This is a genomic window from Pseudomonas sp. P5_B3 (genome assembly GCF_056400405.1).
This window is the reverse complement of sequence record NZ_JBFULI010000027.1, coordinates 21,877-39,133: the sequence shown is the minus strand read 5'-3', so window position 1 is coordinate 39,133 and position 17,257 is coordinate 21,877. Positions and strand designations below refer to the sequence as shown.

Genomic DNA, 17,257 nt, shown 5'->3' with positions numbered 1-17,257 from the left:
ATGATTCCCCGCCTTCCTTGTCTGCGGATTTCTTCATTCTGGAGCCCGAATGCCTAGTCAAAAGGACATCGCCGCCGAAAGCGGCGCACCGATGATCCCTGAGCAGCGCCGTGAATTGATGCTGCGCCAGTTGCGCAAGCATCAGGTGCTGAGCGTTCATCAATTGATGGAAATGTTCGACTGTTCGCACATGACCGTACGCCGCGACATTGCGTTGCTGGAACAGGAAGGTCGTGCTTACTCGGTAACGGGTGGGGTGCGGATTGCCAGCCAGCTGCACAGTGAGCCCAGCCATCAGACCAAGGCGGTGGTCGAGTTGCCGCAGAAGCAGGCCATGGCCAGGCTCGCCGCCCGGCTGCTGCATGCCGACATGACGATTTACCTGGATGCGGGAACCAGCACGCTGGAAATTGTCCCCTACATCAAGGCGCTGTCCGGCATGACCGTGGTGACGAACGACTTCGGCATTGTCCAGGCGCTGATCGAAGCGCCCCATGTCACGGTGATTCATACCGGCGGGCAACTGGATCACTCCAATCAATCGTGCGTGGGCGGCCTGGCGGTTGCCACCTTGCGTCAGGTCGTCACCGATATCGCGTTCATATCGACCAGCTCATGGGATTTGCGTCGCGGCCTCACCACGCCTTCGGCGCTGAAGGTTGAGGTCAAGCAAGCCGCGATGCAATCGGCTGCGCAAGTGGTGCTGGTGGCCAGCAGTTCGAAATACGGCACCTTCAGTATGTACAGGATTGCCGGGCTCGAGCAGTTCGACATCATCCTCAGCGATGACGCGTTGACCCCTGCGGCAGCCGACGGCATCCGCAAGCAGGGTGTCGAACTGTTGCTGCCGGCTGACAATACACCGGAGTGAAACGACGGGCTCCTGCTTCCGGCGGAGCCCGTCGCCGCCCTCCTCTATAGTGCCTGGCGAGCCTTCCAGTCGCGCAACCACTGTAAACCGGCAGACGTATTGCCTCGCGGCCGGTATTCGCACCCTACCCAGCCGTCATAACCCAACTGGTCGATCAGCTCGAACAGATAGGGATAATTGACTTCCCCCAGGCCCGGTTCATGCCGGTCGGGCACGCCGGCGATCTGGATATGGCCGATACCATCGAAGTCCCGACGCAGTTTGGTGGCCAGGTCGCCCTCGACGATTTGGCAGTGGTAGCAGTCGAACTGAACCTTCAGGTTACTGGCACCCACTTCCTTGCAGATGGCCTGGGCCTGATCCTGGCGGTTGAGGAAAAAGCCAGGCATGTCTCGCGTATTGATCGGCTCGAGCAATACTGTCACGCCTGCCTTGGCCGCCCGGGCGGTGGCATAGGCGAGGTTTTCCAGGTAAACGCCGTGATGCCGTGGGCGATCGCTTTCCGACGGCAAGAGCCCGGCCATCACATGGATGCGTGAATTGCCCAGCACACCGGCGTATTCCAGGGCGCGATCAAACCCGCTACGAAATTCACTCTCCCGGCCGGGCAACGACACCGTGCCCCGCTCCCCCGCAGCCCAATCACCGGGCGGCGCGTTGAACAGTGCCTGTACCAGGCCGTTGTCGCTCAAGCGTTGCTTGAGTTCTTCCGCGCTGTAGTCGTAGGGAAACAGATACTCCACTGCTTCAAAACCGTCAGAGGCAGCGGCGGCGAAGCGATCCAGAAACTCATGTTCCGGGTAGAGCATGCTGAGGTTGGCAGCAAAACGAGGCATGGTAGCTCCTGAGATAAAGGGTTAGACAAAAGGCCAGATCAACAGGGTAATACAGAAACCCAAGGTGCCGAGCAAGGTGGTCAATACCGTCCAGGTGCGCAAACCGTCGGCCACATTCAGCCCCGCCAGCTTGGTGAAGATCCAGTAACCGGCGTCATTGATATGGGACATGGCCAACCCGCCACCGCCCATGGCCAGGCACAGCAGGGCCATGTGGTTCGGGGTGAGATTGAGGGTCGCAATCAGCGGGCTGATGATGCCGGCAGTGGTCACCAGCGCCACCGTGGTCGATCCCTGCACTGCGCGTAGTAGCATGGTCAGCAGAAAGCCCAGGGCCAGAACCGGCAGACCGGTGGTGCGCAGCATATCGGAGACCACGGCACCGATTCCGGTGTCCACCAGCACCTTGCCGAACACACCGCCGGCACCGGCAATCAGAATCACCATGGCCACACCGGGCAAGGCCGAACCGATCACGTCAGACACCTGAGTGCGGCTCCAGCCCCGACGCGAACCCAGCAGCCAGGCACACAGCAAGGTGTCGATCAGCAGCGCCACCAGCGGTGCGCCGAGCACGGTCATGATGCCGCGCAGGACCGATTCGGCAGGCAGCAACGAGGTGGACAGAGTCCCCAGCAGAATCAGAATGATCGGTAGCGCGATCAGGCTGACGATCAGGCCAAACCCTGGTGCCGGCGCTGGCGGCAACTTGGAAACGATGCTGCTGACGGACTCTTCCAGGCCCATGTGTGATACGGCTTCAGCCGCTCGCTCAGCGCTCTTGTCGTTGCCGTTGGACCAGGCGACCAGATCCTCGTTGGTGACATGCGGGCCATAGACTTCCGCACGAATATCGTCGGTCATTGGATACACCCGACGGGTCATGCGCCCGGCCACGCGGTAGCCGACATAGCAAAGGAATGCGGTGAGCGGCAGACCGAACATCAGCACGCGGCCCAGGTCCGCACCCAATTGACTGGCGGCGGCCACTGCGCCCGGGTGTGGCGGCAGAAAGGCGTGGACAGTCAACAAGGCCGCGCACATCGGCAGCGCAAACACCAACAGCGGCTTACGCGCACTTCGGGCAACACCATAGGCCAGCGGCATCAGGATGATCACGCCCACTTCGAAGAACACCGGTACCCCGACCATGAAACCGGCAATCGTCAACGCCAGGGGCGTACGCCGGTTGCCGAAACGGGTAATCAGGGTCTTGGCCAGCGCCTCGGCACCGCCGGAGAGCTCGATGATCCGACCGATCATCGCACCCAGGGCAATGATGATGGCGATATGGCCCAGGGTCTTGCCCATGCCGCCTTCGATGGTGGCGACCAGATCCGCCGGTTTCACCCCGGCCACCAGCGCCACCAGAATGCTCACCAGCATCAACGCCACGAAGGGCTGGAACTTGTACTTGAGCACCAGGAACAACAACAGCGCGATGCCCACCCCGGCAGTAATCATCAGGATTAACGGGCTCATTTCACAAACCCTCCACGCCGGGTAAATGAAAGAGTACAGCCAATGGATCTGAACATGCCGCAGTGAAGGTGAGTCATACCTGGATTTCCTGTTGTTATTGTTTTTTCAGGCAAGCCGGGGCCGTCGAGAGTCCCTGTGCGTCTCCCGGGCAGTGCCTGTGTTATCGATCTGTCGTGTTCTATCGTGTTCTATCGTTTTAAAAGAATTCAGCGCTCTACCAGTGCGCACCGAAGGTCTCTCGCAGTTCGTCCAGCGCCGCCTGATTCAGCGGTTCCGGCTTGGGATTGCTCATCAGCCAGAGTCGCGCGGTTTCCTCGAGCTCTTCCAGGGCGTAGCTGGCCCTGGAGACCGAACTCTCCCAGACCACTGGCCCAAGCCGTTCGAGCATCACGCCGCGAACACTGTTGGCCAGTTGCGCGACCTGTTCGGCAACCTTCGGCGAACCGGGTCGCTGGTAGGCAATCAACGGGATATGTCCGACTTTCATGACCTGATATGGCGTCAGCGGCGGCAAAATGTCGTTCGCCTGCCAGACACCTGCGAGCGTCAACGCCACCAGATGGGTGGAGTGGGTATGCACCACGCCGCCGACATTCGGGTTGCGGTCATAGACCTGGCGATGCAACGCAAGGGTCTTCGAAGGCTTGTCGCCGGACACCCATTCGCCGGCCAGATTGACCTTGGCGATGGTCGCCGGATCGAGGCGCCCGAGGCAGACGTCCGTCGGCGTGATCAACCAGCCGTCATCCAGGCGCGCGCTGATATTGCCGGCGCTGCCAACGGTGTATCCGCGCTCGTAAAGGCTGCGGCCAACCTCACAGATTTCTTCGCGCAGGGCGTTCTCGTCGCTCATTGCGCAGCTCATTGTGCACCCCCGGCCCGGGCGAGTTGGTTCAAGGCTTTACTGAAGAAATCCCGGCCACCGAAGTTGCCCGACTTGAGAGCCAGCGCTAAAGGTTCGTCGGTATTGCTGACAGTCGCCGGTACACCCGGATCGATCTGCGCGCCGATTTGCAGCAGCTGCACGCCCAGTGCCTGAACCACAGCGCCCGAGGTTTCTCCGCCGGCGATCACGAAACGGCGCACGCCGCTCTGGCGCAGACCCTGGGCAATTTCGCCAAAGGCGTTTTCCACCAGGCTACCGGCCTGCTCGACGCCCAGTTGCTGTTGCACCAACTTGACCTCATCCGGTGAGCTGGTGGCGTAGATCAATACGGTTTGCTCGTTATCACGGGCAAAGGCCAAGGCTTGCGCCACCACCGGTTCCCCCGCCGCCAAGGCCAACGGATCAATCCGCAAAGCCGGCCGGCCGGCTTCGAGCCAGGCGGCCACTTGCCCATTGGTGGCGATCGAAGCACTGCCGGCCAACACCACTTCCCCGCCGGACACCGCCGGAAGTTTCGAGGCGTCGAGATCGCGCAGTTTGCCGGCGCGACGGAAGTTTTCCGGCAGGCCCAGGGCCAGCCCCGAACCACCCGTCAACAGCGGCAGATCGGCGCAGGCGGCACCGAGGGTGTACAGATCGCCGTCCGACAAGGCATCGGCGATGGCCATGCCGACACCTTGAGCCCTCAGCTCTGCGATGCGCGCCCGCACCTGCTCTGTGCCGCGGGCAATGGTGTCGTAGCGCAACAGGCCGACATTCAGGCGGGTTTGCGATTGCAGCACGCGAACCAGGTTGGCATCGGTCATCGGCGTCAGCGGGTGGTTTTGCATGCCCGACTCGCTGAGCAACTGATCCTGCACAAACAAGTGACCGCGAAAGATCGTCCGGCCATTCTCCGGGAATGCCGGGCACGCCAGGGTAAAGTCGCTACCCAGTGCGGCCAGCAGTGCTTCGCTGACCTGGCCGATATTGCCGGCCGCGGTGGAGTCGAACGTCGAGCAATATTTGAAAAAGATCTGCTCGCAGCCTTGCTCGCGCAGCCATGCCATCGCAGCGAGGGACTGCTCGACTGCTTCGGCGACCGGTGTGGTGCGCGACTTCAGGGCAATGACGATCGCATCGGCATCAAGCCCGGCAGCCACTTCCGCGCTCGGGATGCCAATGCTTTGCACGGTGCGCATACCGCCGCGCACCAGCATGTTGGCAAGGTCCGTGGCGCCGGTGAAATCGTCGGCGATGCAGCCCAAAAGCGGGCGTGCGGTGGAGGTAGTCATGGGGTGTTCCTCAAACAGGCTCAGGCTTGGCAGTCGGCAATTCGATGCCCGGGAAAATCTTGATCACCGCCGAGTCGTCCTCACGACCGAAGCCGGCACTGGAGGCCTGCATGAACATCTGGTGAGCGGTGGCCGACAGCGGCAGAGGGAATTTGCTGGCCCGGGCGGTATCCAGCACCAGGCCCAGGTCCTTGACGAAAATATCTACCGCGGACAACGGCGTGTAGTCAGCCTTGAGTATGTGCGGCACGCGGTTTTCGAACATCCAGGAATTACCGGCGCTGTGGGTGATCACTTCGTACAGCGCATCGGCATCGACCCCTTCACGCAGGCCCAGCGCCATGGCTTCGGCAGAAGCGGCAATATGTACACCCGCCAGAAGCTGGTTGATGATCTTGACCTTTGAACCAAGGCCATGGACGTCACCCAGGCGATACACCTTGCCGGCCATACCCGCCAGGATCGACTCAGCCTTGATATAGGCGTCGGCCGGGCCCGAGGTCATCATGGTCATCTCGCCAGCGGCAGCCTTGGCCGCGCCACCGGAAATCGGTGCATCCAGATACAGCAGGCCCAACGCGGCCAGGCGCTGACCAAGATCCACGGCGTAAGTCGGAGCGACTGTGGCGCAGCCGATCACCAGGCTGCCCGGCCGCAGAGAGGCCACGGCCCCACCCTCACCAAACAATACGGTCTCGGTCTGCTCGGCGTTGACCACCACGGTAATGACCACGTCACACTCAGCGGCCATGTGCGACGGTGACAGGCAAGCCACACCGCCCTCCCCGGCGAACTGCTCTGTTACGGCAGTGCGCACATCACAGGCATGCACATTGAAACCGCTGCGCAACAACGAGCGGGCAATGCCCAGCCCCATCGCGCCCAGACCGACCACACCGACATTCTTGTTATTCATGGGGTACTCCAGAGGAAAGCAGCGACTGCTTCCACGCCTGCAAGGCGCAAATATTGGCCGCGTTGTAGATACGGTTTCGACAGACAGAATCAGCACCGGGCGAATCAACCACATGAGGGGCGCTGTCGTTCAGGACGTGAGTCGGGATCTCATCGAACATCAAGGCAATCCTGTTTTTGTCGTGTTATCAGGTTGTCATACCGGCTGATGAAGATCATCTACCAGTGATCAGATTATGTGAAGTATTTTTTTCACATAACATTTTTTAACACGGCTTTCGCCATGCAGAAAAGAAGAGATGCTTCACTGGCCTCGGCCAGCCGGCGAACTGGGTCGTGGTCGATATCCTGCGTTCCGAGGGCGGTGTGATGGTCGAACACCGGGATGTGATTCAGGATGAGGCGAGGCGCGAAAGTTCCGCCGGCGGGTACTCTGTGGTGACCAGCTATCACACAATCAAGCGGTCGCTTTTGGTGATAGCGATATGTTATAACATGTGAGCATATACGCTGTCAGTCGCCCCTGGCACGCCCCTTCACTCCCTGCTTGCGACATTCGATGACAATTTCTACTCACATCCCACCCATCACACGCTTGAACCAACGCCTGCTGTCCATTGATGCCCTGAGGGGATTGGTAATCCTGCTTATGCTGCTGGATCACGTGCGCGAAACGTTCTTTTTGCACCGTCAGGTAGCAGACCCGATGGACATTGAGTCCACTGAGCCGGCGCTATTTTTCAGCCGCACACTTGCCCATTTGTGTGCGCCGGTTTTCATACTGCTCACTGGACTTTCCGCTTACCTGTATGGCCAAAAGCACCAGGGCAAGGGCGATGTGTCAGCCTTTTTGTTCAAGCGCGGTCTGTTCCTGGTACTGCTGGAGTTCACCCTGGTGAATTTCGCCTGGACATTTCAGTTCCCACCTACGGCAATTTACATGCAAGTGATCTGGGCCATTGGCATCTGCATGATTGCCCTGGCCGGACTGGTCTGGTTACCCAGGCCCATTCTGTGCTGCCTGGGTCTGGTGATCGTGGCCGGGCACAATCTGCTGGATGATGTGCACTTCGCGACGGGCTCGCCAATGCATATACCTTGGGCGATTCTGCATGATCGCGGCTGGATCGGATTCTCCGACGGCTTGCGTCTGCGCACCTCTTATCCTGTACTGCCGTGGATCGGTGTGATCGCTCTTGGATACAGTATCGGCCCTTGGTTCGCTGGCCAGGTTTTGGCTGCGGAGCGTCAACGTGCTCTGCTAGTTGCAGGGGCCGGGACATTGATCGGATTTGTCGCACTGCGTGCAGTCAACGGTTATGGCGAGGTGCATTGGGTCGCCCATGAAGGCCTCACACAAACCCTCATGAGTTTCTTCAACATCACAAAATATCCACCTTCCCTGCTGTTCCTTTCGCTGACCTTGGGCATGGGCCTGTTACTGCTTCGTGCCCTGGAACGGGCTCAACAACGCCAGTGGGTCAATGCATTGGCAGTGTTTGGCGCGGCGCCGATGTTCTTCTACTTGCTCCACCTTTACGTACTCAAGGCGCTGTATCTGGTCAGCGTGGCGTTGTTCGGATTGAACCGGGGGATTTTTTTCGGCTTCGACAGCATTTGGGCTGTGTGGCTGACGGCGGTGATCCTGGCTTTATCCCTGTATTTACCCGTGCGCTGGTTCGCGGCATTGAAGGCACGCCGTCGCGATATCGGATGGCTCAAATATTTCTGATCAGGACATGTGGTCAAAAAGGGGCGCCTGGAGAGTAGTGCCTGTCAGTTAAGCCCCGGACCTTGTGGGAGCGAGCTTGCTCGCGATGGCGGACTGTCAGGCACCCCTTGTGTGACTGTCCAACCGTCATCGCGAGCANNNNCATCGCGAGCAAGCTCGCTCCCACAAGGTTTGCGGTGTTCAAACGCTTAACTGACTGGCATTAGCCCCTGGAGACCCTTTTTTCAAGATGCCCCGCCCTGAAAACCTTTATCAAAGCGGAATGAGGCTCCGTAGGCAGAATCCGGTAAATGGTTGGCACCATCGTCCCGTAACCGCGAACGGAAAGTACCGCTCTGTGGCCGGGTACGATACAAGCCACGTTTTTGCAGTTCAGGAATGACCAGTTCAACGAAGTCTTCGAGGCTGCCTGGGCTGATCAGCGGGTTGAGCATGTAGCCGCTGGTGCCGGAAATACGGGCGTGCTCTTCGATGCGATCGGCCACTTGTTGCGGCGTTCCCACCAGAATCAGATCGCTGCCCCGGGTGACGTTGGCAAAGCGCTGTTTGACATCGCCGGCGGTCAAGGGCTTGCCACTGCCATCGGGACGCATCACATAGGAGGTCATGCCTTCGGTGTGAGTCGACAACGCGTCGCCGTCCGCGTAGCGGCTGATGTCGATACCGGTATCACCGGCATAACTGACCAGTTGCGCCTGCAAGTGGTAGTTGCTTTGCAGTTCGTCATATTTGCGTTGGGCTTCGATCTCGGTCCTGGCCGTGACGATGCGCAGTACCGTCAGTGATTTGACATCATCGGCGTGACGACCCCGTGCCCTGGCCTGCGTCCATATATCTTCCAAGCCCTGGCGAATTTCCAGCGGGTTGGACTTGGCGATGAAAATCAGTTCGGCGTGCTTGGCCGCAAACTCGCGACCACGGCCTGACCAACCGGCCTGGATCAGCAAGGGTGTACGTTGCGGTGACGGGGACGTCAAATGCGGCCCGGCCACCCGGTAATGCTCGCCGACATGATTGATCGGGCGCACGCGATCGCCCTTGGCATAGACCTGGCGAGACTTGTCGGCAACCACAGCGTCATTTGCCCAGCTGCCTTCCCAGAGCTTGTAAACCACATCGAGAAATTCATCTGCGCGTTCATAGCGATCATCGTGCTTGATCATCTGCTCCAGGCCGAAGTTGCGAGCGGCACTGGTCAGGTAGGAGGTAACGATGTTCCACCCGACCCGGCCATTAGTCAGGTGATCCAGTGTGCTGAAGCGCCGGGCATGGGTGAAAGGATGCTCGTAACTGGTGGTGACAGTGACGCCGAAAGCCAGGTTTTCTGTCACCGCAGCCAATGCCGGAATGATCATCAACGGATCGTTGGCCGGTGCTTCCACCGCCCACTTCATCGCCGCGTCGGCATTACCGCCAAACACATCGTAGAAACCCAGCACATCACCAAAAAACAGCATGTCGAGATGGGCCTGGTCGGCGATGCGTGCCAGGTTCGACCAGTAGCCCAGGGAGTTGATGGTCAGTCGTTCGTCAGCCGGGTGCGTCCAGAGGCTTGGCGCGCCGCCACAGCCAACACTGGCTTGCTCGTATAACGCAAACAACAGAGGTTTTGGATCGGACATCGTAGTACCTGTAAAAGTCATTAAAAGGATGGGTCCGCGCTGATGCTTGAAACCTTTGCCGTAGTGGCGTTCAAGACGGTTCTGTATCAACTCCAGTCCAATGGACAGGAGCCAGTAGATAACGGCTGCGGTGGTGAGCATTTCGATGTAGCGGTAGGACGAGCGACCGTATGACTGCGCCAGGAACATCACTTCCCAGACGCCCATCACCGATATCAACGATGAGTCCTTGAGCATTGAAATGAACTGACTGGTTGTCGGTGGAATGATCGTGCGCATGGCTTGCGGCAGGACGATGTGCAGGAAAGTTGCCGCCGGCCCCAGCCCCAGAGCCATCGCCGCTTCGCGCTGCCCGGGTGCCACAGCGATGATGCCGGCTCGAAAGATCTCGCTGAGGTAGGCACCATAATTGAGCGATAGCGCGATGATCCCCGCGCTGATGGCGCCAGGAACCACACCCAACTGCGGCAGACCCAGGTAGATCAGCAGAATTTGAATCAGCAGCGGAGTACCGCAAAAAAAAGACGCATAGAAACTGGCAATGCCGAAAGCCACCGCACTGCGAGACAGGCGCGCCAGCGCCGTCACAAAGCCAAGGAGCGACGAAAGCCAGATCGAACAGAAGCACAAGAACAGCGTCAGCGCGGCGCCCTGCAAGAAACCGTCAGGCCCCAAATGCAGGCCGACCAGATTGGGCAACTTCTGCACAATGATCGAGAACTTCAGATCGAAGCTCATGAAAAACACGACGCACAGGCCGAACAGCACCGTCCAGGTCAAATACAGGCGAGTGCGAAAACCAACTAGCTGGCTGAAACGACGCGTCTCGGTTTCGGGGGCGACAGTCGCCTTGGCCGGGTGTGGTTTGAGGGCTGTCATTGGCTGATATCGGCACCGATCCACTTCTGTGAAATCTTGCTTAAGGTGCCATCGGCCTTGAGCTGGGTGACGACCTCAGTGACTTTGGCATTCCATTGCGGATCGCCCTTTTCGATCGCTACCACGTTGGGCTCCGCATACAGCGTGGCACCAGCGAAAGCCGTCGAGCATGTAGCCAGTAATGCCAAGCCAAAAGGTAAAAACGCCTTAGTTTTCACAGACAAGTGCTCCAATCGATTCAAAATACTGAATAGATTAAAACGCACTATAAAAATAGCTTGTACTTCATTTATGGAATATGCGACTACGTTCAAGCTATATCGGATCGAGCGGTCCAGGCGCTTGCACCGCAGCCCCTTCGTGGCAAGCGCTTTGCGCAGCCAAACAACCGAGCGAATCAGGCATTTTCGTCTAACGTGAGTGGATGCGTTTGCATGATCCACTTCCTCTGAAAATGGAGTTTGACGATGAAAACTATCGCTTCCTGGCTGACGATTACGCTTTTTGGTCTTGTGCTTGGCGGCTGTGCCGCGGTCGGCGCCGGGAGCGGAGGCGCTGGCGAGATGGAGATTCGTTCGGGGAAAATCGAGCAGATTACACAGACCCAGATGCAGACCAATCACGATAGCGGTGTCGGCGCCATCATGGGGGGTATTGGCGGTCTGGCCCTGGGAAGCCTGATCGGCCACGGTACCGGCCGGGATGTGGCGATGGTCGCCGGTGCCCTCGCTGGCGCGGCGGGCGGCAATTACGCCGAAAAGAAAAAATATGATCAGCCCGTGGACGCACAGCAGATCATCGTTCGCACCCATAGCGGCGTACTGGTTCAGGTGACCCAGCCGATCAACCCGGGGCTGAAAAATGGCATGAACGTTTATGTCGAGGGTGCCGGAAACGAAGCGCGGGTGGTGCCGCAAAGTTAAGGGCGGCGACTGGACATTGTACAGCCGCCCCATGATCCATGACTGCGCGCAATCCTGACTCGAATGGCGCGCGGCCATGGGTCAAGGATCATGGGCTACTTGAATACCGGTACGCTGGCTGACCCGCTGGGCTTTTTCAGGTACTCACGCAACCGAACGCCAATCTCGGCAATTTTCGCCTCTCCCGCACGCAAGGCTTGCGGGTTGGTGTGCACCGAGTAATTTCCCAGCGCCAGATCATAGGGATGAGGTATGGCTGAGCCGATCACGAAGACCGTATCTTGTTGCAGCGCCTTGAGCGTCACGGCGCCGTTGCCGGGTTCGAAGATGGCCATCTCTCCTGCGTTGACCAGGCCTGGTGCGGACAAAGCGCCGCGGCTGACGCTCAACCACAACGACTCATGTTCTCCAGGTGGAACATAAGTCCAGGATTCCCCGGCACGTAGTGTGACCAACAGGTAATTCATTCCGGCAGGAGCACGGACCGGGCTCTGGACACCCTGGTAGGTGCCGAGAATCAACCGCGCCGGCCCGACTTCAGGCATCACGCCTGACTCCAGGTACTGACTGTCGACACTGGCGTTTTCCAACTCGGGCGGTAGTGCAACCCACAGTTGAAAACCCTGAATCCGTTTCGATGTGCCCACCGACATTTCCTTGCCGTGCCACACCCCGCCTCCGGCACGCATCCATTCGACACCGCCGTAGTCGATCATCCCCTTGCCCGAATCCGCATCCTCGAAGCGCAAATTACCTTCGGTGATGACGGTGACGGTGGCGATTCCCGAGTGCGGGTGCATTGGCATGCCGTTGATGAATGAGCTCTCGCCTTCGAACAGATCAAGGAAAACGAACGGCTTGATCAAATGGCCCAGATCCGAAGGACTCATCAGCCGGACAATTGCGCCATGCCCGCTGCCGGTGGTGCGATAACTGATTGCGCGGTGAGTTTCGGGTTCGCGTGCGCAGCCAGGATCAATCGCGAAGAGAGGTTGTTGCTGAAGGTTCATCATGATCTCTCGAACTGGGAAGCCTCGCGGCCCGATACCTCAAACAATAGATCGGGGCCGATTGCTTGATTAGCCGATACAATTGGATTGCACTCGTCCACCATCGACAGGAATGAACGGCCATGCTCGACCTCAATGACATCGCCATGTTTGTGCAGGTAGTCCGCTGCGGCAGCTTTGCAGAGGCGGCGAGACGGCTGGGAATGCCGCCCAATACCGTGAGTCGTCGCATCCAGCAGCTCGAAGCACACCTCGGCACTCGGCTGCTACAACGCTCCACCCGCAAGCTCACACTCACCAGTGCAGGCCAGGACTTCCATGAGCGTTGTGCAGGCGCAGTCGACGGTTTGCTCGAAGCCGGACAGGAGTTGATAACGGGTAGTAACGAGCCCAATGGCCTGGTGCGTGTGGCGGCTCCAGCCGACTTCTTCGACTTCTTCCAGATGGACTGGGTGACCGGGTTTCTCGCCGCGTATCCACGCGTGAGGCTCGACTTCATACTCAGCGATGCGAAGGCCGACTTGATCGCAGAGCAGATCGATGTCGCGTTTCGCGGCGGCGCCTTGCGCGATTCCGGTTTTGTCGGCCGTCAGATCCTTGACCCACGCAGCGTCGGAATGGTCGCAAGCCCCGCCTACATTGCCGCGCACGGCTCACCCCGCACGCTGCAGGACCTGGTAAACCACGATTGTGTGATCTCAGCGCAACCCGGCGGCCACGCCACATGGCGCTTGATCGGCCCGCAGGGTGAGGAGGAAGTGCAAGTCACTGGGCGCTTCAGTGGCAATACCGCACAGGCACTGCGCAGGGCCGCCGTGGCCGGCCTCGGCATCGCGCTACTGCCGCCGGTGATGGCCAGGCTCGATGTTCAGGCCGGTGTGCTCGTCCCGGTGCTGGCGCAATACCAACCCAAAGGCTATGGCCTGAACGTGCTGTATCCAAGCCGCCGACAGTTGCCGCTCGCGGTATCGGCCTTCATCGACCTGGTGATCGAGAAGTTGAATGCGTCGCACGCACCAGAGGTGCACCTGTAGCGAGCGGCAGTCGATGCCCATGGATCTATTCCGCTGGTGGCCCTAGACTTTGCAGTCCCCGCCCTCCTCGCCGATTGTTGAACAGGTTTCATGACTGAACATGCCAATTACCATCACGTGTCCGAAGTACCAGGCCTGGTGCTGGGGTCCGCACGCTTTGTGGATACCGGCTTCGATCGCCATTACCACCTCGATTTCCACATTGGCTTTGTCACCGAAGGCATCCAGCGTCATCGATCCAAAGGCGAGTCGTTTCTTTTAGGTCCGGGCAGTATTGCCCTGATGCCACCGGGTGAAATCCACGATGGTCTGCCCGAGGGCGGCGACGCCTATACGCTCAAGACATTCCGTCTGTCCCAGGCGCTGGTCGCGAGTATGACCGAGGAGATCAGCGGTCAACCGAGAGAGCTTGAGTTGACCAGTGTGTTGCTTGAAGACACGGGAGTTGTCGGCAGCCTGCACGGGTTGCACGAAGCGATGCAGCAGGCCGTCGGACCCGGCAGCCTCGCGGTGCAGACGCAATGGATCACCCTCCTTGAACACCTGTTGAGCCAGTCACGGGCGATCAAACCCGAAACGATCACAGGCACGCTATCGCCCCTGCAATGGTCTCGCGTCAGGGACTATTGTTTCAGCCACATCGATCAGCGAATCACCCTCGATGATCTCGCTGGATTGTGCGGACTGGGTCGCTTCCCGTTCCTCAAACAATTCAAGCGGACCATCGGCATGACGCCGCACGCATGGCTGCTTCGCCTGCGTCTAGAACGGGCTTGTGGCCTGCTATCACGTAGCGGGCAACCGATCATCGAGGTCGCCCACGCCGTCGGCTTTTACGATCAAAGCCATTTCAACCGCGCCTTTCGACAGGCATTCGGCGTCGCGCCCTCGCGCTACAGGACTTAGGCCGTCGGCCATCAAGCGAACGTCAATTTTTTACAAGCGCGGCAACCTTCCCTCTCCATAGGATGCGCCAATACGGGCGAAACACCTTCGCCTGCGCAGCCGAGAACTGGATGATGAACGGTGAAACAAACAGACCGCCCGCACTGGGTTTTTCAAGTGACAACATCGCTGGCGCATCGCCGGAGGTGGCACAATCCATCGTCAAACACAGCACGGGCCAGGCGAGCCCCTATGGAACAGACGCGTTGACTGAACAGGTCAAGCGCAAGTTCTGCGAGATCTTCGAGCGTGAAGTGGAGGTCTTGCTCGTGCCCACCGGCACCGCCGCCAACGCCCTGTGCCTGAGCGCGATGACGCCGCCATGGGGCAACATCTATTGCCACCCGGCCAGTCATATCAACAACGATGAATGCGGCGCGCCGGAGTTCTTTTCCAACGGTGCGAAGCTGATGACCGTCGACGGCCCGGCGGCCAAGCTGGATATCGTCCGACTGCGCGAGCGGACTCGCGAAAAAGTCGGCGATGTACACACGACCCAGCCCGCCTGCGTCAGCATCACTCAGGCCACCGAAGTCGGCAGCATCTACACCCTGGACGAAATCGCAGCCATCGGTGACGTCTGCAAGTCATCTTCCCTGGGATTGCATATGGATGGCTCCCGATTTGCCAACGCCCTGGTGTCGCTTGGTTGCTCCCCTGCGCAGATGACGTGGAAGGCAGGCGTGGATGCCCTGTCGTTTGGTGCCACGAAGAATGGTGCGCTGGCGGCGGAAGCGATCGTCCTGTTCAACACCTCGCTCGCGGCCGAAATGAATTACCGGCGCAAGCGCGCAGGCCATCTCTTTTCCAAGATGCGTTTCCTTTCGGCGCAGATCGATGCGTACCTGACCGACGACCTCTGGCTGCGCAATGCACGCCAGGCCAACGCTGCGGCCCAGCGCCTGGCGCAGGGCCTTGGGGGTTTGAGCGGTGTTGACGTGCTCGGCGGCACCGAGGCGAACATCCTGTTCTGTCGCCTGGACTCGGCAATAATCGAAGCGCTGCTGAAGGCCGGGTTCGGTTTCTACCATGATCGCTGGGGACCCAACATCGTTCGCTTTGTCACCTCGTTCGCCACCACCGCCGAGGATGTTGATCACCTGTTGAACCAGGCGCGGCGAACTGTTGATCGGGTACACGAGTAACGGGTCGCGAAACTACGCATTTCCCAGACGTAAAACTTCAGGACTGCCGTATTTGTGCACACGTATGGCATTCATGGAGGTCTCGACTATTCAAAAAAGGGAGAACGCATTGCGCTGCGAGGGGTCGGCCTTCGCAGCGCAGGAGGTATCAACGACGGCGCGCGTCGAGGCTGAAGCGACCGGCACCGAAGGCCACGACCTGCAACAGGCCACCGGCCATCGCGATGTTCTTGAAGAAGTGGATGAACTGGTTCTGATCGCCCAGTGCGTTATGGAACGCCAGTGCGGTGAACACGCTGAACACTGCCAGGACTGCGGCAACGGTGCGGGTACGATAACCGGCGATCAATGCCAGGCCACCGCCGATCTCGACAATGATCGCCAGCGCCAGCGCCAATTGTGGAAGCGGAAGCCCGACCGAACCGATGTAGCCGACCATCATTGCCGGAGCGGCGAGTTTCGAAAAACCGGAAAGGATGAAGATTGCACTGAGCAGTACGCGGCCGATCAACGAGGCCGAGGATTGGGTCACATCGGAACGGGTCTGTTCAGAGGTGGTTGATTGAGCGATGTTTGCAGAAGTCGTCATGGGGTATTTCCTTCAAAGTTTGCGCGACTCGCCATGAATCGCCGCTATGAAGAAATCTTGCGCCTCACCGGTTAATCTGAATAGCTGACTAATTTAGATCATTAGATTCGATAAATTAGAAAAGCAGACCCACGTAGCCGGTATAGGAGTTCAATCGTGCAATTTGCCAAGCGCCGTCTGATTCAAGGAAACAGCCATGATCTCTGACCCGGGAACACCGACGCTGGACCAACTGCGCGTGTTCCTGACGGTCGTGGAAGTCGGCAGCTTTGCGGCGGCCGCCAGAAAACTGCACCGCGCCACTTCGGTCATCAGCTACTCGATCGCCAACCTTGAAATGCAGCTCGGTGTGTCGCTATTCGACCGCCAGACAACCCGCAAACCCCAGCTCACCGATGCCGGTCGCACCGTTCTGGCCGAAGCCAGGACCATTGCCAACGGCATCCATGGACTACGCGCCAAGGTCAAAGGCTTGCTTCAGGGGCTCGAAGCCGAAGTCCACGTGGTGCTCGATGTCATGCTGCCCCCCGAGCGCGTGGTGGATGCACTCAAATCCTTTCGCGAAGAGTTCCCTACGGTTGCCCTGCACTTGCATATGGAGGCGCTCGGTGCCGTCACCGACCTGGTGATCAACGGTGGCGCGATCATCGGTGTCAGTGGCCCCATGAACGAGGGCATCGACGGTATCGAAAGAATTGGCGTCGGCAGTGTCGAGTTGATTCCGGTGGCGGCGCCGAATCATCCACTGGCATCAAGCGATGTGAATATTCCGGGCGCCGGGCGAGAGTTCACGCAACTGGTGCTGTCCGACCGCTCGCTTCTGACCAAGGACAAGGATTTCGCCGTCCTCAGCAACCGCACCTGGCGCCTGGCGGACCTGGGCGCCAAGCACATGCTGCTGCGTGAAGGCATTGGCTGGGGGAACATGCCCCGTCCGATGGTCGAGGAAGACCTGCAGGCCGGTCGGCTGGTACGTCTGAACCTGCCGGAATACCAGAGCGGGATTTATGCCTTTGACGTCATTTACCGCACGGATCTGCCACCAGGACCGGCCGCGAGATGGCTGATTGAGCGATTCGTTCAACAAAGCTCAGCGCAGGAGGCATCCGCTTGA

At 59.2% G+C, this 17,257-nt stretch carries 17 protein-coding genes and 1 pseudogene; 7 read left to right on the top strand and 11 right to left on the bottom strand.

The features are described from left to right. Window positions 1-49: 49 nt before the first annotated feature. Window positions 50-871, top strand: a complete 822-nt coding sequence (locus AC1DRN_RS16845) for a DeoR/GlpR family DNA-binding transcription regulator (protein ID WP_457266209.1) — start codon at window positions 50-52, stop codon at window positions 869-871. Between the two features lie 44 nt (window positions 872-915). Here the strand turns inward: AC1DRN_RS16845 and otnI are convergent, their stop codons facing one another. From otnI to AC1DRN_RS16815, 6 genes are all read right to left on the bottom strand, one after another. Next, the gene (otnI, locus tag AC1DRN_RS16840; RefSeq protein ID WP_223462240.1) at window positions 916-1,707 is read right to left on the bottom strand and encodes a 2-oxo-tetronate isomerase; all 792 of its coding nucleotides are present in this window, start codon (window positions 1,705-1,707) and stop codon (window positions 916-918) included. Window positions 1,708-1,728: 21 nt separating this feature from the next. Continuing rightward, window positions 1,729-3,189 carry a GntT/GntP/DsdX family permease gene (locus tag AC1DRN_RS16835; RefSeq protein ID WP_457266208.1) on the bottom strand — a complete coding sequence of 487 codons (1,461 nt, stop codon included), beginning with the start codon at window positions 3,187-3,189 and terminating at the stop codon, window positions 1,729-1,731. Window positions 3,190-3,403: 214 nt separating this feature from the next. Beyond that, entirely contained in the window at window positions 3,404-4,042 is a 639-nt protein-coding gene (otnC, locus tag AC1DRN_RS16830) for a 3-oxo-tetronate 4-phosphate decarboxylase (RefSeq protein WP_457266207.1), read from the bottom strand. An 8-nt stretch (window positions 4,043-4,050) separates the two neighbouring features. Beyond that, window positions 4,051-5,349: a 3-oxo-tetronate kinase gene (gene otnK / locus AC1DRN_RS16825; protein WP_457266206.1), complete on the bottom strand. Its 1,299-nt coding sequence runs from the start codon at window positions 5,347-5,349 to the stop codon at window positions 4,051-4,053. A 10-nt stretch (window positions 5,350-5,359) separates the two neighbouring features. Further along, window positions 5,360-6,265: an L-threonate dehydrogenase gene (ltnD, locus tag AC1DRN_RS16820; RefSeq protein WP_223462236.1), complete on the bottom strand. Its 906-nt coding sequence runs from the start codon at window positions 6,263-6,265 to the stop codon at window positions 5,360-5,362. After that, window positions 6,258-6,425: a hypothetical protein gene (locus tag AC1DRN_RS16815; RefSeq protein WP_223462235.1), complete on the bottom strand. Its 168-nt coding sequence runs from the start codon at window positions 6,423-6,425 to the stop codon at window positions 6,258-6,260. Before AC1DRN_RS16815 ends, ltnD begins: the two co-directional genes overlap by 8 nt. Window positions 6,426-6,823: 398 nt before the next feature. Between AC1DRN_RS16815 and AC1DRN_RS16810 the strand changes: the two genes are divergently transcribed. Continuing rightward, window positions 6,824-7,996: an acetyltransferase domain-containing protein gene (locus tag AC1DRN_RS16810; RefSeq protein WP_457266205.1), complete on the top strand. Its 1,173-nt coding sequence runs from the start codon at window positions 6,824-6,826 to the stop codon at window positions 7,994-7,996. A gap of 224 nt (window positions 7,997-8,220) precedes the next feature. Here the strand turns inward: AC1DRN_RS16810 and AC1DRN_RS16805 are convergent, their stop codons facing one another. From AC1DRN_RS16805 to AC1DRN_RS16795, 3 genes and pseudogenes are all read right to left on the bottom strand, one after another. Further along, a complete protein-coding gene (locus tag AC1DRN_RS16805; RefSeq protein ID WP_457266228.1) occupies window positions 8,221-9,618 on the bottom strand; it encodes an LLM class flavin-dependent oxidoreductase in 1,398 nt (465 codons plus the stop codon). Window positions 9,619-9,654: 36 nt separating this feature from the next. Continuing rightward, a pseudogene (locus AC1DRN_RS16800) lies at window positions 9,655-10,497 on the bottom strand (amino acid ABC transporter permease); the annotation flags it as partial. After that, complete coding sequence (locus AC1DRN_RS16795) at window positions 10,494-10,940, bottom strand: transporter substrate-binding domain-containing protein (RefSeq protein WP_457266204.1); 447 nt, start codon at window positions 10,938-10,940, stop codon at window positions 10,494-10,496. The gene AC1DRN_RS16795 and the pseudogene AC1DRN_RS16800, both read right to left, overlap by 4 nt. Window positions 10,941-10,964: 24 nt before the next feature. Here AC1DRN_RS16795 and AC1DRN_RS16790 point away from each other — a divergent pair, with 24 nt between their 5' ends. Beyond that, entirely contained in the window at window positions 10,965-11,420 is a 456-nt protein-coding gene (locus AC1DRN_RS16790) for a glycine zipper 2TM domain-containing protein (RefSeq protein WP_223460554.1), read from the top strand. 95 nt (window positions 11,421-11,515) lie between these two features. Here AC1DRN_RS16790 and AC1DRN_RS16785 read toward each other — a convergent pair whose 3' ends face one another. Further along, a complete protein-coding gene (locus AC1DRN_RS16785) occupies window positions 11,516-12,430 on the bottom strand; it encodes a pirin family protein (RefSeq protein WP_457266203.1) in 915 nt (304 codons plus the stop codon). A gap of 122 nt (window positions 12,431-12,552) precedes the next feature. On the opposite strand from AC1DRN_RS16785, the gene AC1DRN_RS16780 reads away from it, so the two are divergent. From AC1DRN_RS16780 to AC1DRN_RS16770, 3 genes are all read left to right on the top strand, one after another. Beyond that, window positions 12,553-13,464, top strand: a complete 912-nt coding sequence (locus AC1DRN_RS16780) for a LysR family transcriptional regulator (protein WP_457266202.1) — start codon at window positions 12,553-12,555, stop codon at window positions 13,462-13,464. 90 nt (window positions 13,465-13,554) lie between these two features. Continuing rightward, on the top strand, window positions 13,555-14,370 hold the full coding sequence (locus AC1DRN_RS16775) for an AraC family transcriptional regulator (protein WP_223460561.1): 816 nt from the start codon (window positions 13,555-13,557) through the stop codon (window positions 14,368-14,370). A 110-nt stretch (window positions 14,371-14,480) separates the two neighbouring features. Next, complete coding sequence (locus AC1DRN_RS16770; RefSeq protein ID WP_457266201.1) at window positions 14,481-15,554, top strand: threonine aldolase family protein; 1,074 nt, start codon at window positions 14,481-14,483, stop codon at window positions 15,552-15,554. Between the two features lie 148 nt (window positions 15,555-15,702). On the opposite strand, the gene AC1DRN_RS16765 is transcribed toward AC1DRN_RS16770, so the two are convergent. Next, window positions 15,703-16,143, bottom strand: a complete 441-nt coding sequence (locus AC1DRN_RS16765; RefSeq protein WP_223460565.1) for a DoxX family protein — start codon at window positions 16,141-16,143, stop codon at window positions 15,703-15,705. Between the two features lie 196 nt (window positions 16,144-16,339). Here AC1DRN_RS16765 and AC1DRN_RS16760 point away from each other — a divergent pair, with 196 nt between their 5' ends. After that, a complete protein-coding gene (locus AC1DRN_RS16760; RefSeq protein ID WP_223460567.1) occupies window positions 16,340-17,257 on the top strand; it encodes a LysR family transcriptional regulator in 918 nt (305 codons plus the stop codon).

Bases quoted from the DNA above. Each gene is read 5' to 3' on its own strand.
- AC1DRN_RS16845 (WP_457266209.1), top strand. From the start codon at position 50: ATGCCTAGTCAAAAGGACATCGCCGCCGAAAGCGGCGCACCGATGATC.
- otnI (WP_223462240.1), bottom strand. From the start codon at position 1,707: ATGCCTCGTTTTGCTGCCAACCTCAGCATGCTCTACCCGGAACATGAG.
- AC1DRN_RS16835 (WP_457266208.1), bottom strand. From the start codon at position 3,189: ATGAGCCCGTTAATCCTGATGATTACTGCCGGGGTGGGCATCGCGCTG.
- otnC (WP_457266207.1), bottom strand. From the start codon at position 4,042: ATGAGCGACGAGAACGCCCTGCGCGAAGAAATCTGTGAGGTTGGCCGC.
- otnK (WP_457266206.1), bottom strand. From the start codon at position 5,349: ATGACTACCTCCACCGCACGCCCGCTTTTGGGCTGCATCGCCGACGAT.
- ltnD (WP_223462236.1), bottom strand. From the start codon at position 6,265: ATGAATAACAAGAATGTCGGTGTGGTCGGTCTGGGCGCGATGGGGCTG.
- AC1DRN_RS16815 (WP_223462235.1), bottom strand. From the start codon at position 6,425: ATGTTCGATGAGATCCCGACTCACGTCCTGAACGACAGCGCCCCTCAT.
- AC1DRN_RS16810 (WP_457266205.1), top strand. From the start codon at position 6,824: ATGACAATTTCTACTCACATCCCACCCATCACACGCTTGAACCAACGC.
- AC1DRN_RS16805 (WP_457266228.1), bottom strand. From the start codon at position 9,618: ATGTCCGATCCAAAACCTCTGTTGTTTGCGTTATACGAGCAAGCCAGT.
- AC1DRN_RS16790 (WP_223460554.1), top strand. From the start codon at position 10,965: ATGAAAACTATCGCTTCCTGGCTGACGATTACGCTTTTTGGTCTTGTG.
- AC1DRN_RS16785 (WP_457266203.1), bottom strand. From the start codon at position 12,430: ATGAACCTTCAGCAACAACCTCTCTTCGCGATTGATCCTGGCTGCGCA.
- AC1DRN_RS16780 (WP_457266202.1), top strand. From the start codon at position 12,553: ATGCTCGACCTCAATGACATCGCCATGTTTGTGCAGGTAGTCCGCTGC.
- AC1DRN_RS16775 (WP_223460561.1), top strand. From the start codon at position 13,555: ATGACTGAACATGCCAATTACCATCACGTGTCCGAAGTACCAGGCCTG.
- AC1DRN_RS16770 (WP_457266201.1), top strand. From the start codon at position 14,481: ATGATGAACGGTGAAACAAACAGACCGCCCGCACTGGGTTTTTCAAGT.
- AC1DRN_RS16765 (WP_223460565.1), bottom strand. From the start codon at position 16,143: ATGACGACTTCTGCAAACATCGCTCAATCAACCACCTCTGAACAGACC.
- AC1DRN_RS16760 (WP_223460567.1), top strand. From the start codon at position 16,340: ATGATCTCTGACCCGGGAACACCGACGCTGGACCAACTGCGCGTGTTC.